This is a genomic window from Companilactobacillus zhachilii (assembly GCF_003606365.2).
GTDB classification, from domain to species: domain Bacteria; phylum Bacillota; class Bacilli; order Lactobacillales; family Lactobacillaceae; genus Companilactobacillus; species Companilactobacillus zhachilii.
In genome coordinates this window covers 1972343-1993607 of the sequence record NZ_CP031933.2, presented here as the reverse complement: position 1 = coordinate 1993607, position 21265 = coordinate 1972343, and the positions used below count along the sequence as shown (strand labels likewise).

14 protein-coding genes, 26 tRNA genes, 2 rRNA genes and 1 pseudogene are annotated in these 21265 nt (G+C 38.8%); 39 read left to right on the top strand and 4 right to left on the bottom strand.

What is annotated here, in order from left to right:
- Positions 1-45: 45 nt before the first annotated feature.
- The 28 genes from D1B17_RS09220 (at position 46) to D1B17_RS09085 (ending at position 5672) form a co-directional block, all read left to right on the top strand.
- Positions 46-2963, top strand: a 23S ribosomal RNA gene (locus D1B17_RS09220).
- Positions 2964-3046: 83 nt separating this feature from the next.
- Positions 3047-3163, top strand: a 5S ribosomal RNA gene (gene rrf, locus D1B17_RS09215).
- An 11-nt stretch (positions 3164-3174) separates the two neighbouring features.
- Positions 3175-3247 (top strand) — tRNA-Val (locus tag D1B17_RS09210).
- Between the two features lie 6 nt (positions 3248-3253).
- Positions 3254-3326: transfer RNA gene (locus tag D1B17_RS09205), tRNA-Lys, on the top strand.
- 23 nt (positions 3327-3349) lie between these two features.
- Positions 3350-3432: transfer RNA gene (locus tag D1B17_RS09200), tRNA-Leu, on the top strand.
- A 60-nt stretch (positions 3433-3492) separates the two neighbouring features.
- A tRNA-Thr gene (locus D1B17_RS09195) sits at positions 3493-3565 on the top strand.
- A 4-nt stretch (positions 3566-3569) separates the two neighbouring features.
- Positions 3570-3641 (top strand) — tRNA-Gly (locus D1B17_RS09190).
- 14 nt (positions 3642-3655) lie between these two features.
- Positions 3656-3741, top strand: a tRNA-Leu gene (locus D1B17_RS09185).
- Between the two features lie 13 nt (positions 3742-3754).
- A tRNA-Arg gene (locus D1B17_RS09180) sits at positions 3755-3828 on the top strand.
- Between the two features lie 13 nt (positions 3829-3841).
- Positions 3842-3915, top strand: a tRNA-Pro gene (locus D1B17_RS09175).
- A 41-nt stretch (positions 3916-3956) separates the two neighbouring features.
- A tRNA-Met gene (locus tag D1B17_RS09170) sits at positions 3957-4030 on the top strand.
- An 8-nt stretch (positions 4031-4038) separates the two neighbouring features.
- Positions 4039-4112 (top strand) — tRNA-Ile (locus D1B17_RS09165).
- A gap of 35 nt (positions 4113-4147) precedes the next feature.
- Positions 4148-4221, top strand: a tRNA-Met gene (locus D1B17_RS09160).
- A 22-nt stretch (positions 4222-4243) separates the two neighbouring features.
- Positions 4244-4317: transfer RNA gene (locus tag D1B17_RS09155), tRNA-Asp, on the top strand.
- A gap of 49 nt (positions 4318-4366) precedes the next feature.
- Positions 4367-4437: transfer RNA gene (locus D1B17_RS09150), tRNA-Gly, on the top strand.
- A gap of 13 nt (positions 4438-4450) precedes the next feature.
- Positions 4451-4525, top strand: a tRNA-Ile gene (locus D1B17_RS09145).
- Between the two features lie 8 nt (positions 4526-4533).
- A tRNA-Ser gene (locus D1B17_RS09140) sits at positions 4534-4621 on the top strand.
- 8 nt (positions 4622-4629) lie between these two features.
- Positions 4630-4701, top strand: a tRNA-Glu gene (locus D1B17_RS09135).
- A gap of 48 nt (positions 4702-4749) precedes the next feature.
- Positions 4750-4839 (top strand) — tRNA-Ser (locus D1B17_RS09130).
- Positions 4840-4871: 32 nt separating this feature from the next.
- Positions 4872-4945 (top strand) — tRNA-Met (locus D1B17_RS09125).
- Between the two features lie 22 nt (positions 4946-4967).
- Positions 4968-5041, top strand: a tRNA-Asp gene (locus D1B17_RS09120).
- A gap of 6 nt (positions 5042-5047) precedes the next feature.
- Positions 5048-5120 (top strand) — tRNA-Phe (locus D1B17_RS09115).
- A 4-nt stretch (positions 5121-5124) separates the two neighbouring features.
- A tRNA-Tyr gene (locus tag D1B17_RS09110) sits at positions 5125-5207 on the top strand.
- A 6-nt stretch (positions 5208-5213) separates the two neighbouring features.
- Positions 5214-5284, top strand: a tRNA-Trp gene (locus tag D1B17_RS09105).
- An 18-nt stretch (positions 5285-5302) separates the two neighbouring features.
- Positions 5303-5375, top strand: a tRNA-His gene (locus D1B17_RS09100).
- 8 nt (positions 5376-5383) lie between these two features.
- Positions 5384-5455: transfer RNA gene (locus D1B17_RS09095), tRNA-Gln, on the top strand.
- 20 nt (positions 5456-5475) lie between these two features.
- Positions 5476-5546, top strand: a tRNA-Cys gene (locus tag D1B17_RS09090).
- 42 nt (positions 5547-5588) lie between these two features.
- Positions 5589-5672, top strand: a tRNA-Leu gene (locus D1B17_RS09085).
- Between the two features lie 192 nt (positions 5673-5864).
- Here the strand turns inward: D1B17_RS09085 and D1B17_RS09080 are convergent.
- Positions 5865-6350 (bottom strand): hypothetical protein, encoded by a 486-nt coding sequence (locus D1B17_RS09080; RefSeq protein ID WP_120141991.1) that lies wholly within the window; start codon positions 6348-6350, stop codon positions 5865-5867.
- 259 nt (positions 6351-6609) lie between these two features.
- Here D1B17_RS09080 and D1B17_RS09075 point away from each other — a divergent pair, with 259 nt between their 5' ends.
- The 3 genes from D1B17_RS09075 to D1B17_RS12920 all read left to right on the top strand — a co-directional run bounded on the left by D1B17_RS09075 (position 6610) and on the right by D1B17_RS12920 (position 8104).
- On the top strand, positions 6610-7104 hold the full coding sequence (locus D1B17_RS09075) for a hypothetical protein (RefSeq protein ID WP_120141992.1): 495 nt from the start codon (positions 6610-6612) through the stop codon (positions 7102-7104).
- A 157-nt stretch (positions 7105-7261) separates the two neighbouring features.
- Positions 7262-7828 (top strand): GNAT family N-acetyltransferase, encoded by a 567-nt coding sequence (locus tag D1B17_RS09070; RefSeq protein WP_120141993.1) that lies wholly within the window; start codon positions 7262-7264, stop codon positions 7826-7828.
- Positions 7829-7975: 147 nt separating this feature from the next.
- On the top strand, positions 7976-8104 hold the full coding sequence (locus D1B17_RS12920; RefSeq protein ID WP_276606938.1) for a hypothetical protein: 129 nt from the start codon (positions 7976-7978) through the stop codon (positions 8102-8104).
- A gap of 127 nt (positions 8105-8231) precedes the next feature.
- Here D1B17_RS12920 and D1B17_RS09065 read toward each other — a convergent pair whose 3' ends face one another.
- Positions 8232-8990 carry a DeoR/GlpR family DNA-binding transcription regulator gene (locus D1B17_RS09065; protein ID WP_420868412.1) on the bottom strand — a complete coding sequence of 253 codons (759 nt, stop codon included), beginning with the start codon at positions 8988-8990 and terminating at the stop codon, positions 8232-8234.
- A gap of 202 nt (positions 8991-9192) precedes the next feature.
- Between D1B17_RS09065 and D1B17_RS09060 the strand changes: the two genes are divergently transcribed.
- From D1B17_RS09060 to D1B17_RS09025, 8 genes and pseudogenes are all read left to right on the top strand, one after another.
- Entirely contained in the window at positions 9193-10608 is a 1416-nt protein-coding gene (locus D1B17_RS09060) for a rhamnulokinase (protein WP_120141995.1), read from the top strand.
- Between the two features lie 8 nt (positions 10609-10616).
- Positions 10617-12403: pseudogene (locus D1B17_RS09055) on the top strand (L-fucose isomerase).
- 19 nt (positions 12404-12422) lie between these two features.
- A complete protein-coding gene (locus D1B17_RS09050) occupies positions 12423-13067 on the top strand; it encodes an L-fuculose-phosphate aldolase (protein ID WP_120141996.1) in 645 nt (214 codons plus the stop codon).
- 55 nt (positions 13068-13122) lie between these two features.
- Positions 13123-14340 (top strand): MFS transporter, encoded by a 1218-nt coding sequence (locus D1B17_RS09045; protein ID WP_120141997.1) that lies wholly within the window; start codon positions 13123-13125, stop codon positions 14338-14340.
- 37 nt (positions 14341-14377) lie between these two features.
- Entirely contained in the window at positions 14378-15403 is a 1026-nt protein-coding gene (locus tag D1B17_RS09040; protein ID WP_120141998.1) for an alpha-L-fucosidase, read from the top strand.
- Positions 15404-15491: 88 nt separating this feature from the next.
- Entirely contained in the window at positions 15492-16445 is a 954-nt protein-coding gene (locus tag D1B17_RS09035) for a glycosylasparaginase (protein WP_120144200.1), read from the top strand.
- Positions 16446-16460: 15 nt separating this feature from the next.
- Entirely contained in the window at positions 16461-17735 is a 1275-nt protein-coding gene (locus D1B17_RS09030) for a PTS sugar transporter subunit IIC (protein ID WP_120141999.1), read from the top strand.
- 24 nt (positions 17736-17759) lie between these two features.
- Complete coding sequence (locus D1B17_RS09025; protein WP_120142000.1) at positions 17760-19073, top strand: Sapep family Mn(2+)-dependent dipeptidase; 1314 nt, start codon at positions 17760-17762, stop codon at positions 19071-19073.
- Between the two features lie 726 nt (positions 19074-19799).
- Here D1B17_RS09025 and D1B17_RS09020 read toward each other — a convergent pair.
- Together D1B17_RS09020 and D1B17_RS09015 are read right to left on the bottom strand one after the other, a co-directional pair.
- The gene (locus D1B17_RS09020) at positions 19800-20348 is read right to left on the bottom strand and encodes a hypothetical protein (RefSeq protein WP_120142001.1); all 549 of its coding nucleotides are present in this window, start codon (positions 20346-20348) and stop codon (positions 19800-19802) included.
- Between the two features lie 3 nt (positions 20349-20351).
- On the bottom strand, positions 20352-21230 hold the full coding sequence (locus tag D1B17_RS09015; RefSeq protein WP_120142002.1) for a Cof-type HAD-IIB family hydrolase: 879 nt from the start codon (positions 21228-21230) through the stop codon (positions 20352-20354).
- Positions 21231-21265 lie beyond the last annotated feature (35 nt).

Sequence of the window (21265 nt, the reverse complement as noted above, 5' to 3'; positions counted from 1 at the left end):
ACCGAAAACTGCGCGATAAAAATGATTAATTTCATATTTTGTCAAGATTAAGTTATAAAGGGCGCACGGTGGATGCCTAGACACTAGGAGCCGATGAAGGACGTAACTAACGACGATACGCCTCGGGGAGCTGTAAGTAAGCTTTGATCCGGGGATTTCCGAATGGGGGAACCCAAATATCGTAATGGATATTTACTTGTTTGTGAATACATAGCAATCAAGAGGTACACGCAATGAACTGAAACATCTAAGTAGTTGCAGGAAGAGAAAGAAAATTCGATTCCCTGAGTAGCGGCGAGCGAAACGGGAATAGCCCAAACTAAAGAGCTTGCTCTTTAGGGTTGTAGGACTGATGTTGTGAGAACAAAAGGTGACGATAGTTGAACAAGCTGGAAAGCTTGGCCAAAGAGAGTGAAAGCCTCGTAAACGAAATCTGACCCACTCCATTCAGTATCCTGAGTACGGCGGAACACGAGAAACTCCGTCGGAATCTGGGAGGACCATCTCCCAAGGCTAAATACTCCCTAGTGATCGATAGTGAACCAGTACCGTGAGGGAAAGGTGAAAAGTACCCCGGAAGGGGAGTGAAATAGATCCTGAAACCGTGTGCCTACAAGTAGTCAGAGCCCGTTAATGGGTGATGGCGTGCCTTTTGTAGAATGAACCGGCGAGTTACGTTAACATGCAAGGTTAAGATGAAAAGTCGGAGCCGTAGCGAAAGCAAGTCTGAATAGGGCGATCTAGTATGTTGATGTAGACCCGAAACCAAGTGACCTACCCATGACCAGGTTGAAGATGCGGTAAAACGCATTGGAGGACCGAACCCGTGTATGTTGAAAAATGCTGGGATGAGTTGTGGGTAGCGGTGAAATTCCAAACGAACTTGGAGATAGCTGGTTCTCTCCGAAATAGCTTTAGGGTTAGCCTCGGGGATTAGGATTATGGAGGTAGAGCACTGTTTGGACTAGGGGCCCGTCTTGGGTTACTGAATTCAGATAAACTCCGAATACCATCAATCTATACCCGGGAGTCAGACGATGAGTGATAAGATCCACCGTCGAAAGGGAAACAGCCCAGATCACCAGTTAAGGTCCCAAAATTCATGCTAAGTGGAAAAGGATGTGGAAACGCATAGACAACTAGGATGTTGGCTTAGAAGCAGCCATTCATTCAAAGAGTGCGTAATAGCTCACTAGTCGAGTGATTCTGCGCCGAAAATGTACCGGGGCTAAGCATGATACCGAAACTGTGGATGTGTCGTAAGACACGTGGTAGGAGAGCGTTGTAAGAGCATTGAAGCTGTACCGTGAGGAGCAGTGGAGTTCTTAGAAGTGAGAATGCCGGTATGAGTAACGAAAGACCAGTGAGAATCTGGTCGGCCGAAAGACTAAGGTTTCCTGGGGAAGGCTCGTCCTCCCAGGGTTAGTCGGGGCCTAAGATGAGACCGAGAGGTGTAATCGATGGATAACAGGTTGATATTCCTGTACTAGTTTATTTTGTTTGAACGATGGAAGGACGCAGGAGGATGATGTGTGCGCGCTGATGGATATGCGCGTCCAAGCAGTAAGTCTTGATAAGAGTCAAATGCTTTTATCTCTAAGGACAAGCTGTGATGGGGAGTGAAATTTTAGTAGCGAAGCACAGTAACTCACACTGCCGAGAAAAGTTTCTAGTTAGAAATAAACTACCCGTACCGCAAACCGACACAGGTAGTCGAGGAGAGTATCCTAAGGTCAGCGAGTGAACTCTCGTTAAGGAACTCGGCAAAATGACCCCGTAACTTCGGGAGAAGGGGTGCTGGTGTAACAGCCAGCCGCAGTGAATAGGCCCAAACAACTGTTTATCAAAAACACAGGTCTATGCTAAATCGTAAGATGACGTATATGGGCTGACGCCTGCCCGGTGCTGGAAGGTTAAGAGGATCAGTTAGCTTTTGCGAAGCTGAGAATTGAAGCCCCAGTAAACGGCGGCCGTAACTATAACGGTCCTAAGGTAGCGAAATTCCTTGTCGGGTAAGTTCCGACCCGCACGAAAGGCGTAATGATTTGGGCACTGTCTCAACGAGAGACTCGGTGAAATTATAATACCCGTGAAGATGCGGGTTACCCGCGACAGGACGGAAAGACCCCATGGAGCTTTACTGTAGCTTGATATTGAGTTTTTGTGTGACATGTACAGGATAGGTAGGAGCCGTTGATTTCGGAACGCTAGTTTCGAAGGAGGCATTGGTGGGATACTACCCTTGTTATATGAAAACTCTAACCCACGCCGCTCAGCGCGGTGGGGGACAGTGTCTGGTGGGCAGTTTGACTGGGGCGGTCGCCTCCTAAAATGTAACGGAGGCGCTCAAAGGTTCGCTCAGAATGGTTGGAAATCATTCGCAGAGTGTAAACGTACAAGCGAGCTTGACTGCGAGACTGACAAGTCGAGCAGGGACGAAAGTCGGAGTTAGTGATCCGGTGGTACCATATGGAAGGGCCATCGCTCAACGGATAAAAGCTACCCTGGGGATAACAGGCTTATCTCCCCCAAGAGTTCACATCGACGGGGAGGTTTGGCACCTCGATGTCGGCTCATCGCATCCTGGGGCTGTAGTCGGTCCCAAGGGTTGGGCTGTTCGCCCATTAAAGCGGTACGCGAGCTGGGTTCAGAACGTCGTGAGACAGTTCGGTCCCTATCCGTCGCGGGCGTAGGAAATTTGAGAGGAGCTGTCCTTAGTACGAGAGGACCGGGATGGACATACCTCTGGTGTACCAGTTGTGCCGCCAGGCGCATCGCTGGGTAGCTACGTATGGACGGGATAAACGCTGAAAGCATCTAAGTGTGAAGCCCCCCTCGAGATGAGATTTCCCATTCCGTTAAGGAAGTAAGATCCGTTAGAGAATATGACGTAGATAGGCTGCGGGTGGAAGTGTAGCGATACATGGAGCTGAGCAGTACTAATAGATCGAGGACTTAATCGAGTAAGAGTTTACAGCAGTTTGAAGTGATTCAGATTTAATTCATTAACTTAATATCTAGTTTTGAAGGTACGAGTATCATACAGTGTAGTGACGATAGTGAGAAGGATACACCTGTTCCCATGCCGAACACAGAAGTTAAGCTTCTCCGCGTCGAAAGTAGTTGGTGGGAAACTACCCGCGAGGATAGAGAGTCGCTACGCTGTCTCATGATGGAGGATTAGCTCAGCTGGGAGAGCATCTGCCTTACAAGCAGGAGGTCACAGGTTCGATCCCTGTATCCTCCATATCATGAGCCGTTAGCTCAGTCGGTAGAGCATCTGACTTTTAATCAGAGGGTCGACAGTTCGAACCTGTCACGGCTCATTTGCAACATATATACACATCATGCGGGTGTGGCGGAATTGGCAGACGCGCTAGATTTAGGTTCTAGTGTCCAGTGGACATGAAGGTTCAAGTCCTTTCACCCGTATTCAATATTGTTGTTGCAATATTGAGTTTCATTTAGTAAAATATGAAAGTATCGTTTTATGCCGACTTAGCTCAGTTGGCAGAGCACCTGTCTTGTAAACAGGGGGTCGGAGGTTCGAATCCTCTAGTCGGCATAATGCGGAAGTAGTTCAGTGGTAGAACATCACCTTGCCATGGTGGGGGTCGCGGGTTCGAATCCCGTCTTCCGCTTTCATTATAGTAACGCCGGGGTGGCGGAACTGGCAGACGCACAGGACTTAAAATCCTGCGGTAAGTAATTACCGTACCGGTTCGATTCCGGTCCTCGGCACTATAATGAATATGCACCTATAGCGCAATTGGATAGAGTGTCTGACTACGAATCAGAAGGTTGTAGGTTCGACTCCTACTAGGTGCATTAGTTTTATTTTCGGGAAGTGGCTCAGCTTGGTAGAGCACCTGGTTTGGGACCAGGGGGTCGCAGGTTCGAATCCTGTCTTCCCGATAGACAATATTAATTGTCAGTTTCAATGTAACATAGTTTTTGGCGGTGTAGCTCAGCTGGCTAGAGCGTCCGGTTCATACCCGGGAGGTCGGGGGTTCGATCCCCTTCGCCGCTATTCATTCCGGACCTTTAGCTCAGTTGGTTAGAGCAAACGGCTCATAACCGTTCGGTCGTAGGTTCGAGTCCTACAAGGTCCATCTTCAGTACGGACCTTGCATTTTATTAATATTATCGCGGGATGGAGCAGTCTGGTAGCTCGTCGGGCTCATAACCCGAAGGTCGTAGGTTCAAATCCTGCTCCCGCAATTAGTTTCAAATAATTAAATTTGGTTCCTTGGTCTAGTTGGTTAGGACGCCTGCCTGTCACGCAGGAGATCGCGGGTTCGATTCCCGCAGGGACCGTTAGCAAATCGATATGTTTGCTAAGGTAGAAGTAGTCGCAAGGTAAGATGCGGGTGTAGTTTAGTGGTAAAACCACAGCCTTCCAAGCTGTTGTCGCGAGTTCGATTCTCGTCACCCGCTTTGCCACTTTTATGGGCCTATAGCTCAGCTGGTTTAGAGCGCACGCCTGATAAGCGTGAGGTCGATGGTTCAAGTCCATTTAGGCCCACTATATCTGGAGAAGTACTCAAGTGGCTGAAGAGGCGCCCCTGCTAAGGGTGTAGGTCGCGTAAGCGGCGCGAGGGTTCAAATCCCTCCTTCTCCGTTAAATATGACCCCTTGGTCAAGTGGTTAAGACACTGCCCTTTCACGGCAGTAACATGGGTTCAAATCCCGTAGGGGTCATTGACGTGTATGCGTCATTTAGTATTATAGATTAACTTTTTAAGCAATGGAGGATTACCCAAGTCCGGCTTAAGGGAACGGTCTTGAAAACCGTCAGGTCGCGAAAGCGGCGCGTGGGTTCGAATCCCACATCCTCCTTAGTGGGTGTCAGTTGATTTACTTTTTATTATCGCGGGATGGAGCAGTCTGGTAGCTCGTCGGGCTCATAACCCGAAGGTCGTAGGTTCAAATCCTGCTCCCGCAATTAGCTCTAAATAATTAAATTTGGTTCCTTGGTCTAGTTGGTTAGGACGCCTGCCTGTCACGCAGGAGATCGCGGGTTCGATTCCCGCAGGGACCGTTAAATGGCTCGGTAGCTCAGTTGGTAGAGCAATGGATTGAAGCTCCATGTGTCGGCGGTTCGATTCCGTCCCGCGCCATTTTGGAGGGGTAGCGAAGTCTGGCTAAACGCGGCGGACTGTAAATCCGCTCCTTCGGGTTCGGTGGTTCGAATCCACTCCCCTCCATAGTTTAGGGATATAGTTTAAAGGTAGAACTACGGTCTCCAAAACCGTCAGTGTGGGTTCAATTCCTACTATCCCTGTTTCTACCTTTTATCATGGCGGTATTGGTGAAGTGGTTAACACACCGGTTTGTGGCACCGGCACACGTGGGTTCGACTCCCACATACCGCCCTTTTTATTGGGTTATAGCCAAGCGGTAAGGCAATGGACTTTGACTCCATCATGCGCTGGTTCGAATCCAGCTAACCCAATTGCTGTAATAATTGAATATGGCGGTATAGCCAAGTGGTAAGGCAGAGGTCTGCAAAACCTTCATCACCGGTTCAAATCCGGTTACCGCCTTTGGTTATGCTTAAGTAGTCAGGCATGAGGTTTCGCAATCATGCCGGTGTGGCGGAATTGGCAGACGCGCAGGATTCAAAATCCTGTTCCCAGTAGGGAGTATCGGTTCGACCCCGATCACCGGTATTAAAAGATATAGTTAAACTATATAAAAACAAGTTATCGATTAGTTCTGAATGTTGATCTAACAATGTTCAGGGCTTTTTTTATTTATCCAAGTTATCACTATTTGTGAAGAGAAATTGCTTTTTAGGGCACTTTTCGGGCACCTTTTTAGGGTCTTCATTGACCAATCCATCTTCATGGTCTCGAATACAATCAAATTTCAATATTATCAGCTAAAATAGAAACAACTTTTTTATTAGAGTATTTTGAATTTATACCAGCATTTAATTGAGTATCATCAATTTTTGTTTTACCATTTAGAAATCCCTGTACAGTGATTTTATGGCCCTTTTTTATAGCGGCCTTAGATTTGGTAACAACTAAGAAATATTGATCACTCGTCTTAATAGGGGCTAGTAGGAGATGATACTGGCCATAGTTATCAATAGTCGATTCTTTAACGTAAAAATCTTTTAAGGTTACGTTCATAAACAGATGGACGCTACTATATTGTTCCATTGACGTTAAATCAAGTTTATTTGCTATATCTGGATATTTAGAATTAGGTTTTAAATTTGTTTTGATTCGTGCGGCTTCAGCATCGTTTTTTAGAGCATTTCGTAAAGGATTAGTTGTATTGACGGCAGCAGTCATTAAAATCGTTAGACCAGTTAATAAAGCAATTCTTTTGCGATTCATTTAAAAACCTCCTCAAAGTTGACTAGTTAATTATAATTCCATGTATCTTTAAACTACTAGGAAAGTGCATAACTAAATATTGATAAAATTAAACTTTATATTTATGGAATAATCGTTTTTTAATAATAAAGTAAATTAAAAAATCTTCAAAAAAGACTATCTAATTTCATATGCATTTGTTACTATAATTTTGCACCAAAGAAATAGTACCGATTATCATATTTTTTCTTTAGTGCAAAAATAAATGGAGAAAAACATTATGGAGGAAACCATAGATAGTGTAATTCGATCTATACATAACGAATTTGCGACAACAGTAGTTGACCACCGTTTAACGTTTATCGAACTGGCTAAGATTTCCGAGTTAGATTCAAATAGTATCCGTGATATGTTCAACTCATTGGATGATCTTTATACGGTATTATTTGAAGAAGTGATGTTTAAAAAGATTATTAGAGATTGTTCCACAATTGAAGATTTGATCAATCATTTCTTTGATTTTGTCTCCACCAACAAAAGTTTTTGCTTAAATTTGTATTATCAAACTCTCCAAACATTAAGATATGAAACTGTTATTGAATTAATGAACAATTTGTTATTAAGATACTTGAACGGATGCACTGCAATAGTTAGAGTAAATTTGATTACCATGTATATCGGAGTACTGCAAGAATGGTTTCAAGAAGAACTCACTTCAGAATGTGAAGGTATACGTAAGAGAGTATTAGATTACCATAGAAAAACTTTTGAGTAAGAACAACAAAAAAATAACATAAAGAGGAGAATTACGGACAATAATTTCTTCCCTTAATCAAAAGTGGGTATCTCAAAATTGGGATGCCTTTTTCTATTTCCATCCTATATTTGAGAAATTTATTAAATACTGTATTATATATAATTGAGGTGAAAAAATGTTTAGAAATGCAAAAGAAGAAGATGCAGATCAGATATTGCCAATTTTGTTCCAAATCTTCGATGAGATGGAATTAGATGTTTTTAAAGAAGTTGGCGACGAAAAGATGGCTCAGGTTATTAAGGAAGGTTTCTTCCAACCGGGTTATCGTTATGGCCTTGGAAATATTCTTGTAAATGAGATTGATGGTAAAATTGCAGCCATTATGGTTGGTTATCCAGAAGAATTAGAGGATACGATCGATGAACCATTGATCAAAATTATGCATAATTATGGTATCAAAGAAAAGAACTTGTTTGGAGATAAAGAAGCTTGGCCTGGTGAATGGTATTTAGATTCATTTGCTGTTGCTCCTGAATTCCAAGGCAAGGGGATTGGTACTAAAACGATGGAACACTTTATTGACGTAATTCGAGATCGTGGAGAAAAGATTTTGAGTTTAAACGTTGATGTAAATAATGAACCTGCTAAACATGTCTACGTTAAGACTGGTTTTAAAAAAGTAGGTCAACTTTATATTGGTAGTCATTTGTACGATCATATGCAATATGATTTAACAAAATAAATTAACAGTAAATACTTAGGGGATTTGAGTATTTGCTGTTTTTTTGTAAAGAAAATATTGATTTTTTTTAGAAATATTAGCCCACTTTTTTTTGAAAATTATTATATACTTAATCGTGAAATCGAATAAAGTTAAAGGGAGTATCTTATGGAAAAGACACTTTTCAAAACTAAAAATTCAAAGTTAACAATTGAAACGACTAAACCTAAATTAAAGGATATTATGGCGTGGGTATTGGTGATTGGGTTAATCGCATGGTGGCTTAATAACAAGTGAAGGTAAATAAATCATATTTTTAAGAAAATTTTTTCGTTTAAAACAAATGAGAGTAGTAACCTAAAACGGATTACTACTCTCATTTGTTTATTATTAATACTGGTGGTCGGGGTCGAACCAATGTTGCTTAATGTAAATAATTGGAAGATATCCATTCGATATCGTTCTCTTTGACTGTTTGGGAAATAGGATCAACTGGTAGAGCGTCCGAAATAATAACTTTATATTTAGTCAATGTATTCATTTTAAAAAAACTAGTTTTGAAAAATTTAGATTTATCAACCAAGAGAATTGTCTCCTTAGATTTATCTATAATACTTTTTTTCGAAAATGCTTGATTCATATTTGATTCGTAAACGCTAGTCTGATCAATTCCACTTGCGGAACAGAAGGCCAAATCAATATTGAAATAATTAATGATGGGGTTTTCAAACTCACTATTTAAAACGGAACAAGAATTATGTTGAATTTCGCCGCTGGTAATGAAAGTTCTAATGGTATCGTTGCCATTGGCAGCCAAGGTATTAGCTACATTTAGACTATTGGTTACGACAATTAAGTTGTCGATATTTTTGATATACTTGCAAAGTTGAAACACAGTCGAACTTGAATCTAAATAAATACACATACCAGGACCGATGAAATCTCTAGCAATTTTAGCTAGGGATTTTTTTTCGTCTAAATGTTGCTTTTCGCGTAACCAAATATTTTGTTCGGCAGTATTAAAGGTATTTAGAATAACTTCACCTCGCTCTCGTCTAATTAATCCCTGTTTCTCCAAATATATTAAATCCCTTCTTAAGGTCGATATACTGCAGAATGTTTCATTTGCTAAATCAGTGGTACTTACTCTTCTTCTTTTTTGAACAATTTCGGTGATTTGCATGATTCTGTCTTGTCTATCCAAAGAAACTCCTCCTCAAAATAAATAGAAATTCCTCTAACAGGATAGCAAGTTTTTGAACGATAGTGAACAAATAACCATCATGATGGTGAACAAAATTCATTCTTCGTTCATATCATGTAACCGCTTACGAAATGATGATATATTTTTTATGGAAATTCAAAGCAAGGAATGGAGGGAGAATATGACAAATGTTTTAGCAATGGATTTTGGAGCTTCATCTGGACGAGCAATTGTTGGTTGTTTTGAGAATGGAAAAATCAATCTGGTTGAAACACACAGATTTGCGAATGATCCAATTTATTTTGAAGATAAATTATCTTGGGATATTGACCAATTGTTTTCACAAATAAAAGTGGGGTTAAAAAATTCACTAGCAAAGTATGAAATTACTAGTTTAGGAGTTGATACATGGGGTGTAGATTTTGGGTTGATTGATGAATACGGAGATTTGATAGGGATGCCAATGCATTACCGAGGTGTTAAAACTGAAAAAATTTTAACAAGAATCTCTGACTTTATTTCGTTACAAGATTTGTACGACAGCACTGGTAATCAAATTATGAAGATTAATACGTTGTTTCAATTGTTATCAATTCGCGAATATTATCCAGACCAATATTTTAAGACTAGAAAGATTTTAATGATTTCGGACTTATTCAATTATATGTTGACGGGAAGAATGGCAAGTGAACGGAGTATTGCTTCGACTACTCAGCTAACTAATCCTTATTCGAAAGATTGGTCTAAGAAGATAATTGAAAACTTTAATCTTAACGCACAGATGTTACCGCCGATTGTCAATGAAGGGACTCAACTAGGGTCCATTCGAAAAAGTTTGAATTTTGGTGATATTAAAGTGATTAACGTTTGTCAGCATGATACTGCTAGTGCCGTGCTTAGTATTCCCGCTCAAAAGCCATTTTTATTTATTTCTTGTGGAACTTGGTCATTGGTTGGAACCGAATTAGACCATCCCATTTTGAATAAAAAGGCATTGGAATATAACTTAACAAATGAAAGTGGTTTTGATAAGACAACTGAATTTTTGAAAAATTGTACGGGACTATGGATCGTTCAAGAATTGAAACGCAATTATCAAGCAGATGGAATGGCTTGGTCATATGAACAAATAACAAAAATGGTTGAAGAAACCACTAATAAGACTTGTCTTATTGACACCGATGACGATTTATTTAATGAACCTGGTGATATGCGTCAAAGAATTGTGCAATATTCCAAAGCAACCCAACAGGCAATTCCAGAACATCCCGGCGAATTCTTTAAATGTGCTTATGAGAGTTTAGCACAGAAGTATGCCGAGACAATTGATGAAATAGAGGATGCTACAGGAGAATCGTATCAAGAGATTCATGTTGTTGGCGGAGGATCTAAGTCAGATTATTTCTGTCAATTGATTGCTAACGTGACTAAGAGAAATGTTTTGGCGGGACCTGCTGAGGCAACAGCCATGGGAAATGTGTTAATACAATTGATTTCATTAGGGGAAATCAGTGATGTGTCAGAAGCTAGAAGAATTGTTAGTAATTCGGTCACAATCAAGAAGTTTGCACCTTTAAAAATAAAATTAGTGGAGTGATAAATTTCATGAATTCATATCCAAAAATTGGTATTAGACCAACAATTGATGGACGTCAAGGTGGTGTCCGTGAGTCACTTGAAGAAAAAACGATGGACATGGCTAGAGCGGCAAAAAATTTAATCGAGAGCACGTTAAGATATGCCGATGGTACTCCTGTTCAATGTGTTTTAGCCAGTCGGACTATTGGTGGTCGTGGTGATGCCGGAATCGTTCAAACAGAGTTTGATGGTCATAATATTATTGCCACTTTATCTGTCACACCTAGTTGGTGTTATGGGACTGAAACAATGGATTTAGAGCCAAATACCATTAAAGCAATCTGGGGTTTCAATGGTACCGAAAGACCGGGAGCAGTTTATTTAGCTGCAGCGATGAGTGGATACGCTCAAAAAGGTTATCCGGCATTTAAAATTTATGGGCATGATGTGCAGGATTTGGATGATAATTCAATTCCAGAAGATGTTCAAAAAAGATTTTGACCTTTGCTAAAGGTGCAATTGCAGTTGGGCAGATGAAAGGAAAGTCATATGTGAACCTGGGAGCTTCTTCAATGGGAATCGCTGGTTCACAAGTTGATAGCAATTTCTTCAAAGATTATCTGGGTATGCCAGTAGAATTTGTTGACATGACAGAAATCCTTCGTCGAATCACATTAAATATTTATGATCCGGATGAATATAAGAAGGCACTTGCGTGGATCAAGAAAAATTGTCATGAAGGTTTAGATATTAATCAAGGTAAAGATTTACCGGAAATAATTACTAAATCAAAAGTAATTCCAGCTGATAAAGATTGGGAATTCATTGCAAAACAAGCAATTATTATTAGAGATATTTTATTTGGAAATAAGAAATTAGCTGAAATTGGTTGGGAAGAAGAATCACATGGTCACAATGCGATTGCCGGTGGTTTCCAAGGACAACGGCAGTGGACCGATTGGTTACCTAATGGTGATTTCACTGAAGCCATAATGGCATCAACTTTTGATTGGAATGGTCCTCGACCAGTGACTGCTTTTGCCACTGAAAACGATACTCTTAACGGTGTATCGATGCTTTTGGGAACATTGTTGACTAATAAAGCGCCTATTTTTTCTGATGTTAGAACCTATTGGAGTCCAGAAGCAGTCCAACGAGTTACTGGGAAAAAATTAACGGGACGTGCAGCTAATGGTTTTCTACATTTGATTAATTCTGGAGCTTCAGCCTTGGATGGAACTGCTGCGGCAAAAGATGTTGATGGTAATCGAACCATGAAAGAATTTTGGAATATGACTGAGGATGACCGAGCAGCGTGCTTAGCTGAAACAGACTGGTGTCGAGCTAATTATGAATATTTCCGTGGCGGTGGTTTCTCTTCTCATTTCAAGACAAATGCCGAATTGCCTGTGACGTTGATTAGAATGAATCTGGTCCGTGGTGTAGGTCCAACGCTTCAAATAGCTGAAGGATATACCGTCGTTTTAGATGACGATGTACATCAGATTTTAGATGAACGAACAGATAGAACTTGGCCAACAACTTGGTTTGTTCCGAACTTAGGGGCTAATGGTTTTGAAACCACCTATGATGTTATGAATCATTGGGGATCTAATCATTGTGCCTTTGTTCAGGGACATATCGGAGCTGATTTAATTACGATTGCTAGTATGTTAAGGATTCCCGTTGCCTTACATAATGTTCCAAAAGAGAAAATTTTTAGACCAAGTATGTTTGATGGCTTTGGAACTAAAAATTTGGAAGCAGCCGATTTTGCAGCATGTCAAAAGTTAGGACCATTTTATAAAAATTAATAAGTGAGGGATGACACGGATGTTGATGGAGAAGGAACGCGAACAGTTAATTGAGTATGGCAAAAAGTTAGTTGATACAGATTTAACGAAGGGTACTGGTGGAAATTTAAGTATTTATGATCGCCAAAATGGTCATGTAGCAATAACACCGTCAGGAATCGATTTTTATAAAATTCAAAAAGCAGATATTACAATTTTAAATCTTAACGGTGAGGTTATTGAGGGCGAAACGGTTCCATCAAGTGAATGGCAAATGCACTTGAAAGAATATCAAGAACGTGATGATATTGATGCCATTATTCACGCTCATACAGTATATGCAACTGTGTTGTCGGTTTTACACGAACCATTGCCAGCATCCCATTACATGATTGCTGTGGCTGGAAAAGATGTCCGTGTCGCTCAATATGCAACCTATGGAAGTAAAGAATTGGCTGAGACTTCATTTGAAGCAATGAAAGATAGAAAAGCCGTTTTCTTGGCAAATCACGGTTTATTAGCTGGATCCTATAATCTAGCCAATACATTTAATATTATTGAGGAAATTGAATATTGTTCCAAAATTTATTGCATTGCTAAGAGTATCGGAAATCCAGTGATTTTACCTGATGAGGAAATGAGTTTGATGGCTAAAAAATTTGAAAACTATGGACAAGTTAAGTGAATTTTTAAGGATTATCAGCGAAAATACACACTTCATATATTAAGGAGAGGGAAAAATGCAAAATAGTTTGGATAGACAAAATATAGAGAATTCAAAAAGAATTACCCTGGGTATTTTATCCATTTCATTTTTAATGTCAGTTAGTAATGCTATTTCAGGTACGATTCCATTAATGCAGAAGTATTTTTCAAATGTCTCAAGTTCTAATATTGAATTATTGGTGGTTATTCCAACTGGTGGGGTACTTTTAGGTACGGTTATCAGTGGAGCTATCGGAAATGTCATTGGTAAGAAGTATACGGTGCTCTTAGGATTAACGATTGCGCTAATAACTGGGGTACTGCCAGCTTTTTGGGCTAATTATTTTACGATCCTACTATCCCGAGCAATGTTTGGGGTGGGATGTGGTATCTTTACACCTTTAAGTGTTTCATATATCACTGATACATTTTCAAAAGAAAAATGTCATCGACTCTTAGGTTATCGTAATGCTATTGGTGCCATCGGTGATTCGATTATGTTATTTATTGCCGGGTTCTTGATTAAATTTAGTTGGAATACAACTTACTTAGTTTTCTTCTTCCTGTTAATTCCTATTATTTTAATCATCTTCTTTGTTCCAAAAGAACTAGACAATTTTGAAGCAATAACTGATGAAAATGGTGAAACTGAAGTTGTCGAAAAAACATCTAATGTCAAGCCATCAACTAACCTTAAAGTTATTAAATTAGCAGCAATTTTCTTATTCATGTGCATGTTTTACAGTGCCATTTCATTGAAGTTTGCCAACTATGTTGTTCAAAATAAAATTGGTACAGCTGCAACAGCTACATATATCTTCGGATTCTTGACATTGTGTTCAATTTTCTCAGGACTATTATTCGATAAAATTTCTAAGATTTTAGGTAAGTGGACTGTTGTTATTTTCGAAGTTATCACTGCCGGTGCCATGGTTGCTTTAACACTTTCAACTTCAATTCCAGTATTGCTAGTTTTAATTCTTATCTGTGGTTTTAGTAACGGAATAATTAATCCAGCTTTAACGGCTAGAATGGTTGATTATTCACCAGAAAATTCAATGAACTTAACAACATCAATTATTATTATCGGTATCAATATTGGTTTCTTAGTAGCTCCATACGCCTTCCAATTGATTTCAAGCGTGTTTGGAAATACGACACCACAATTTATCATTTTAGTTTCAGGATTGTTCTATGTTGCGTTAGCTCTTTACGATGTATATACGGTTAAAAGAGATCGTCTTACACTATAAAATTATCAATTAAATTAGTCGGAGGATGTACAAAATAATGAATGAAAATATGAAATGGTTTAAAGAAGCAAAATACGGGATGATGATTCACTGGGGACTTTACTCACTACTGGCTGGCGAATACGATGGAAGATCATCAAGCAATTATGCTGAATGGATTCAATCAAAGCTTCAAATCCCTAATGCCGAATATGAAAAGTTAACTGAAGCATTCAATCCAATTTATTTCGATGCTGATAAGATTGTTAATTTAGCTAAGAATGTAGGGATGAGTTATTTAGTTGTTACAACAAAGCATCACGATGGTTTTGCAATGTATAAATCTGAAGTGGATAAATATAATATTGTGGATTCAACACCATTTCATCGTGACATTATCAAGGAATTAGCGGACGCTAGTAAAAAAGCTGGCTTGAAGTTTGGGATTTATTACTCACAAGATCTTGACTGGCACGATTATAACGGTGGTGGATATAAGTCCAATGACATCGAAACTGCTGGAACAACTTGGGATAATAGCTGGGACTTTACCGGTGAAAAAGATTATGACATCTGTTTTGAAAATAAAATCATGCCACAAATTGAAGAATTAATGACTAACTATGGGGAGATTTCTACTGCTTGGTTTGATGTACCAATGACTTTGACTGAAGCACAAAGCAAACGTATTTACGATACTGTGAAGAAATTACAACCAAATTGTTTGATAAATTCCCGTTTAGGTAATGGAGAATATGATTATGTTTCCTTAGGAGACAATGAAATTCCTGAAACGACAGAAGTTACCGAAAATGGTGCAGAAGTTGATTACAATGCGGTTGACGGTTTGAAACCTTCACCAAATGGTTTATATGAAACAGCCGGAACAATGAATGATTCATGGGGCTTTTCATACCATGATCAAAACTGGAAAGCACCAGAAGATATTTATAAATATAAAAAACATCTCAATGGTTTAGGAATCAATTACTTATTGAATGTTGGTTTAGATGGACTTGGTCGTATCCCAATGAATTCAATTGATAATTTAAAAGCTGTAAAAGAACTCGAGAATAATGATTAGTTAGGCCATAAAAAGGGGCATCCATTTGGGTGCCCCTTTGGGGCTGGAAACGATTTATAATAATTTTTTTAAAGGGGATGTATTTGAAATGACATATGCAATGATTGGAACTTGGCGGATGGCTTATGAAGGATTATCTAAAGGAATTGATATGTTACGTGAAGGTGGAAAGAGTGCTGATGCTATTGAAACTGCCGTTAAAGAAGTTGAAGACTATCCATTCTTTAAATCGGTTGGCTACGGTGGTCTGCCAAATGCAAATGGACTAGTTGAAATGGATGCTGGTTTTATGAATGGTGACACCTTTGAAGTTGGTGCGGTTATGGGAATAAGTGATGTTAAAAATCCTATTTCAGTAGCTCGTAGTTTAAGTCACGAGCACTTTAACAGTGTTTTGGTCGGAGCGGGAGCCTCACAATATGCCACGCTCAACAATTTTGAACGTAAAAATATGTTAACTGAACGTGCACATAAGATCTGGGAAAAGCGTAAGAAAGAAATTATTGAAAAAAATCTATCACCATATGACGGTCATGATACCGTGGGAATGGTTGGTTTGGATCAATTAGGTTCAATAGCAGTTGGGACATCAACTTCCGGATTATTTATGAAAAAGCCAGGTAGAACCGGTGATACAGCATTAGTAGGTGATGGGTTTTATGCCGATAGCGAAATTGGTGGTGCTGCAGCTACGGGACTTGGCGAAGATATTATGAAGGGATGTCTCTGTTATGAAATTGTTCGATTAATGGGGACAGGAGTTAAACCTCAGGCAGCATGTGATCAAGCAGTTTATTCGTTTACGAAAAAATTAAAGCAGCGCTATGGAAAGATTGGTGAATTTTCGTTAGTAGCTTTAGATAAACACGGTGATTGGGGTGTGGCAACTAATGTTGAATTTACGTTTGCCGCTGGAACTAGCGATGACAAACCAGCTATTTTCATCGCTCACCCAGATGATAACGACAAGACTAAAATTGAGCCCATAACACAAGAATGGTTAGATGCGTATTCAAAACGAATCAAAGCTCCTGTTGAGTAGGAAGTGGTGTTATAGATGCAAGAGAAAGCTGAAAAATATTTAATTCCTATTTCCACCAAAATCACGAATAATGTCTTTTTGAAGTCAATACGTGAAGGACTTTCACTTCTTACACCGTTAATAATGATCCTATCTTTATTTATTTTAATTGGAAATTTCCCCATTCCAGGTTGGTCAAGCTTTTGGACGAGTGTTTTTGGAGATGAACTAACCGAAATTATTGCTTCAACGTTTGTTGGTGTCTTTAATTTTATTGGTTTATTAGTTTGTATAGTTATCGCGCATACCTATGGAAATAATAGTGGCCTGAAAGGAATTATTCCCAGTTTAGTTGGTTTGATTTCATTTTTAATTCTCATTCCAATGACTAATCGAATTGGAGCCGATGTTTCCACAGTATATTTTGGGCCAAATGGAATTTTTGTAGGGCTTCTAGTTGGTGTGATTAGCGTTGAATTATATAAATTTAGTTTTAACAAAAAGTGGAAAATAAAATTATCCGAATCTATTCCGCCGGCGGTGGGTGATTCCTTAACAGAATTATTACCGTTTGGTTTTGTTGTTTTAATCTTTGCAGTTATAAAAATAGTCCTTGGAATGACTGGTATCCAATCAATTCACAATTTGATTTTTATAATGATTCAGGAACCATTAAAGAATTTGGGTGATTCGTTAATCTCAGTAATTCTTTATAACTTTTTAGCTTCTTTTTTGTGGATTTTTGGGATTAATGGACCTACCGTGACGAATAGCTTTTGGTCGCCCATTTTGTTTTCACTGACACAAGACAATTTGAGTGCTTTTCAAATAGGGGATAAGATTCCTCATATTTATACACAACAGTTCATTGATATTTTTACTACTTACGGTGGTGGAGGTAGTACCTTATCTCTACTACTGATCGTCGTTTTAATGTGTAAATCAAAGCAATTAAAAGGCTTAGGTAAACTGGCTCTGGTTCCAGGAATTTTTGGTATCAACGAACCAGTAGTTTTTGGTATACCAGTAATATTTAATTTGAAAATAGCGATACCATTTGTAGCGGTACCAGTAGTAAATACAATTATCTCAGGCATAGTTTTCAGTATGCATTGGGTTCCGTATCCAACCGGAGTGATGTTGCCATGGACGACGCCACCATTAATATCAGGCTGGCTTTCAACCGGTAGTTGGCTAGCGGCAGTATTGCAGTTATTTGAATTGGTTGTGGGGATGTTAATATATTATCCATTTGTTAAATCGCTGGACAAACAATACCTTTTGAAGGAAAACAATTTAGAGGTTAATTAATCGTAAATGATTAGGAGTAAATAATTGAAAAAAGTCAGAGAGGATTTTAATTCGTTATTTTTAGAATCGAAAGATGAATTCTTAGGTTATCTTCAGCAACTTGTTTCTATCCCAAGTGTCAATGGCAACGAAACTTTTGGTGCTCCGTTTGGAGTTGGACCGCGAAGGGCTCTGAAATTTATGTTGGCATTGTCTAGTCAACTAGGATTTAGAACTGGCCAAGTGGATAATTGTGTTGGTTGGGCTGAATTTGGACCGATGGCAAGTAGATCTGAAGAATATTTTGGCGTTTTAGGTCATCTAGATGTTGTAGATGTAGTTAATGATTGGCAATATGATCCATTCGATTTGACGATAGAAGATGGTTATATTTATGGACGGGGTGTATTAGACAATAAGGGTCCAATGATATCGGCGATCTTTGCACTTTATTTAATTAAAAAGCAGGGTGTCCCACTAAAAAAACGTATTCGAATAATGTTCGGGACTGATGAAGAAATGGGAAGTCGAGATATTCCACATTATTTAAAAGTAGAACAGCCTCCATATGCCGGAATAACACCTGATTGTAAATTTCCGATTGTGTATGGTGAACGTGGATTAGTGGACTTGACGATTACTAAAATAATTACTGATGGATCGATGGATCAGCTTGATGAATTGACCGGTGAGTTTAACCATAGTTTTTTGCCTGATTATGCAACTGTGACGATAAATGGAATTCAAACAATATTCAAAGGTGACAAATCACCTAGCAATGCTCCAGATTTAGCTGATAATGTCCTTCCAAAGTTAGTCGCACATTGTCGGGATTTACAGGGGCAAACTGGTGACTTCTTTCGGTGGATTCATGAAAAGATAGGTCAGCAGACTAATGGAGAAAATTTAGGATTAAATTATCAAGATTTTGAGTCAGGTGAACTGCAATTGTCGTTTTATTCATTGAAAATTGTTGATAATAAATTACAGCTAAGTATTTCGATGCGTTATCCAGTGACTATTTCAGAACATATTGTTTTAGCGCAATTAGAATCCCAGATGGCGACGACAATGAGTTTGACGATTAATCGCAACTATCCTTCCATTATTCGTCATAAAGATTCAGATTTTGTTAAACGATTCTCCAAAATTTATGCAGAAGATACTAAATTGGATGGTGCCCCTGTGACCACTACAGGAGTGACATATGCTCGAGCAATGCCAAATATAGTAGCATTTGGACCATCATTTCCTGGACAAAAGGGCATTGCCCACAAAGGGAATGAATGGTTAAAATTGAGCGATTGGGAAATGATGACAGAAATATACTATGATTGTTTTTTATCAGAATTATGTTAGGCCTTTAACTTTGTTTAAATAAAAAAATCAGTCATTGCAAATTCAATTTTTGCAGTGACTGATTTTTTATTTGAATATGCCATCTCCAGATTCGGACAGTGTCCACTGGCAGTGCGGAACGGTCCGAGCCACGGTCTCGGACCTCGGTTTAAGTCTTGCAAGTTCGGCAAGTCTTAAACGCGCCAGGTGCTGTAAGAACGACAAAAGCGGTCGTCCTAACACCACTTTCACTGCCAGTAACCACTGTCCGAATCCTCCGACTAGTTCTTTATTAACTCAAGAATAGCTTGATACCTCAAATGTTTTTACCGTCTTGATAGGATTCTGGGACAACCATGCTCTTAAAATATTTATCCGTAACAGAATAAATTCTTATCAGACTAATTTGAAGACAGACCCTAAGAAAAAGAATTACACACTTTCTCATAGATGTTTTTCTATATATTTTTTAGTATGATTTATTTTTACATTTCTAACCGAAAATCCAAAACAACCTCAATCCTTAATACTATTGCCATCAATGACTTAACATTTTTCATAAACAAACTAGCCGGAAGGAGCAAAAAATTAGGTCGCTGTGAAGGTGGCGTTATGGCTTTAGCCATTACACCACGGGACGAGCTTTGAAACTCGTGTACTTTGCGAGGTTCAAAGTCGAGCCGAAAGACCTTGGCTTTCGGCGGTCCCCACAGCGACCTAATTTTTTTGCTCCTGGAGGCGGAATATTTAATCACACTTGTTCTTAAAATTATTCAAATAAGACATCTTCGACTTCATGCCTAAATTATCTAAATCAGCTTTTGGAGCAAATGTAGGTAATTTGATGTATTTATCCAAAAAGATTGCTAACAAGGTTCCCATAGGGCTGTCATCCATGTTTGCAAATGACAATTCTAGTCCGGGATGTCCCTGGCTTAAAATCGTCGGTTGGACTTTGATGATCTCCTTACCACCTTTGATCACGTGATACTTGGCGGTAACCAGATTACCAACAACGTTCCAATTAGCTTTGCTGAGATAAACGTACTTTAAGTCGATCATTGGCACAGCGTTGATGGTTGCTTTTTCTTCACCGTTGATTTCAATTGAATAAATTTTTAAAAAGTTATTTTTAAGTTTGATTTCACCAATTAACGTATTTAAGCGATTATATAATTTAATCAAAAAGGGATTATCTTTATCACGTGAGGCGATGAAGGTGGTCTCTTTATTTTGATTTGCAATGACAAGAATATTACCAACTGCCAAATCTGATTTTCGAATATAAAGTTCCATCAATTAACCTTGATTTTGGTTTTCTGCGATGGTTTTTTCAATTATTTTAGCAACACCATCGTTAATATTACTTTCAGTTTCAATTTGAGCAATTTCTTTGATAGCAGGGATGGCATTAGCCATGGCAACACCGACACCGGCATCTCTAATCATTGAATAATCATTTAGATTATCACCGATTGCCATGATTTCTTCTGGTAAAATATTCTTGTTTTCAGCATATTGCAAAAGGGCAATACCTTTTTGAGCATGAATGCTGTTAACTTCTACGTTATTGGGTGAAGAGGATGTAGGAACAACATCTTTGATTTTCTTAGTTATTTCCTTCTTTAACGGAGCTAAAACTTTGTGTTGATGTTCATTGAAACCAATTAGTTTCATAATTTGATACGAATCATTGTCAAGAATGTGATCGTAGTTATCAACAAAATTCATGGGCATCATTTTGACACGTTCTTGAGTGTCCTTAAGGGCTTGTTTGAAAGATGTTCCGGGATTCAACTTCATGAGCAAGTTAGCCAAATTAGTAACTCGAGCTTCACGGTCGTTTGAAAAAATACCTTTGTCAGTAATGACTTCAAAGTAGACATTGTATTTATTGAAAATTTCAATAACTTGTTTTTGAGCTTCTCTAGAAATAGGATTACTTGAAATTAAATCACCTTTAGTGTCAAAGACTTCGGCACCATTTAAGGTGATGAAACCAGGGTGGACATGATTTTTCAAAAATGGTTTGGCTTCACTCAAACCGCGACCAGTTGCAATTAAGAATTCAATGCCATTTTTTTCAGCGTCTTTAATTGCTTGGATATTGCGGCTTGAAACCTCCATCTTCTCATTTAATAATGTACCATCCATGTCGGATGCGATTAATTTAATCATAAAGTTTCCTCCGAATGCGTTATGCTATAAATGAA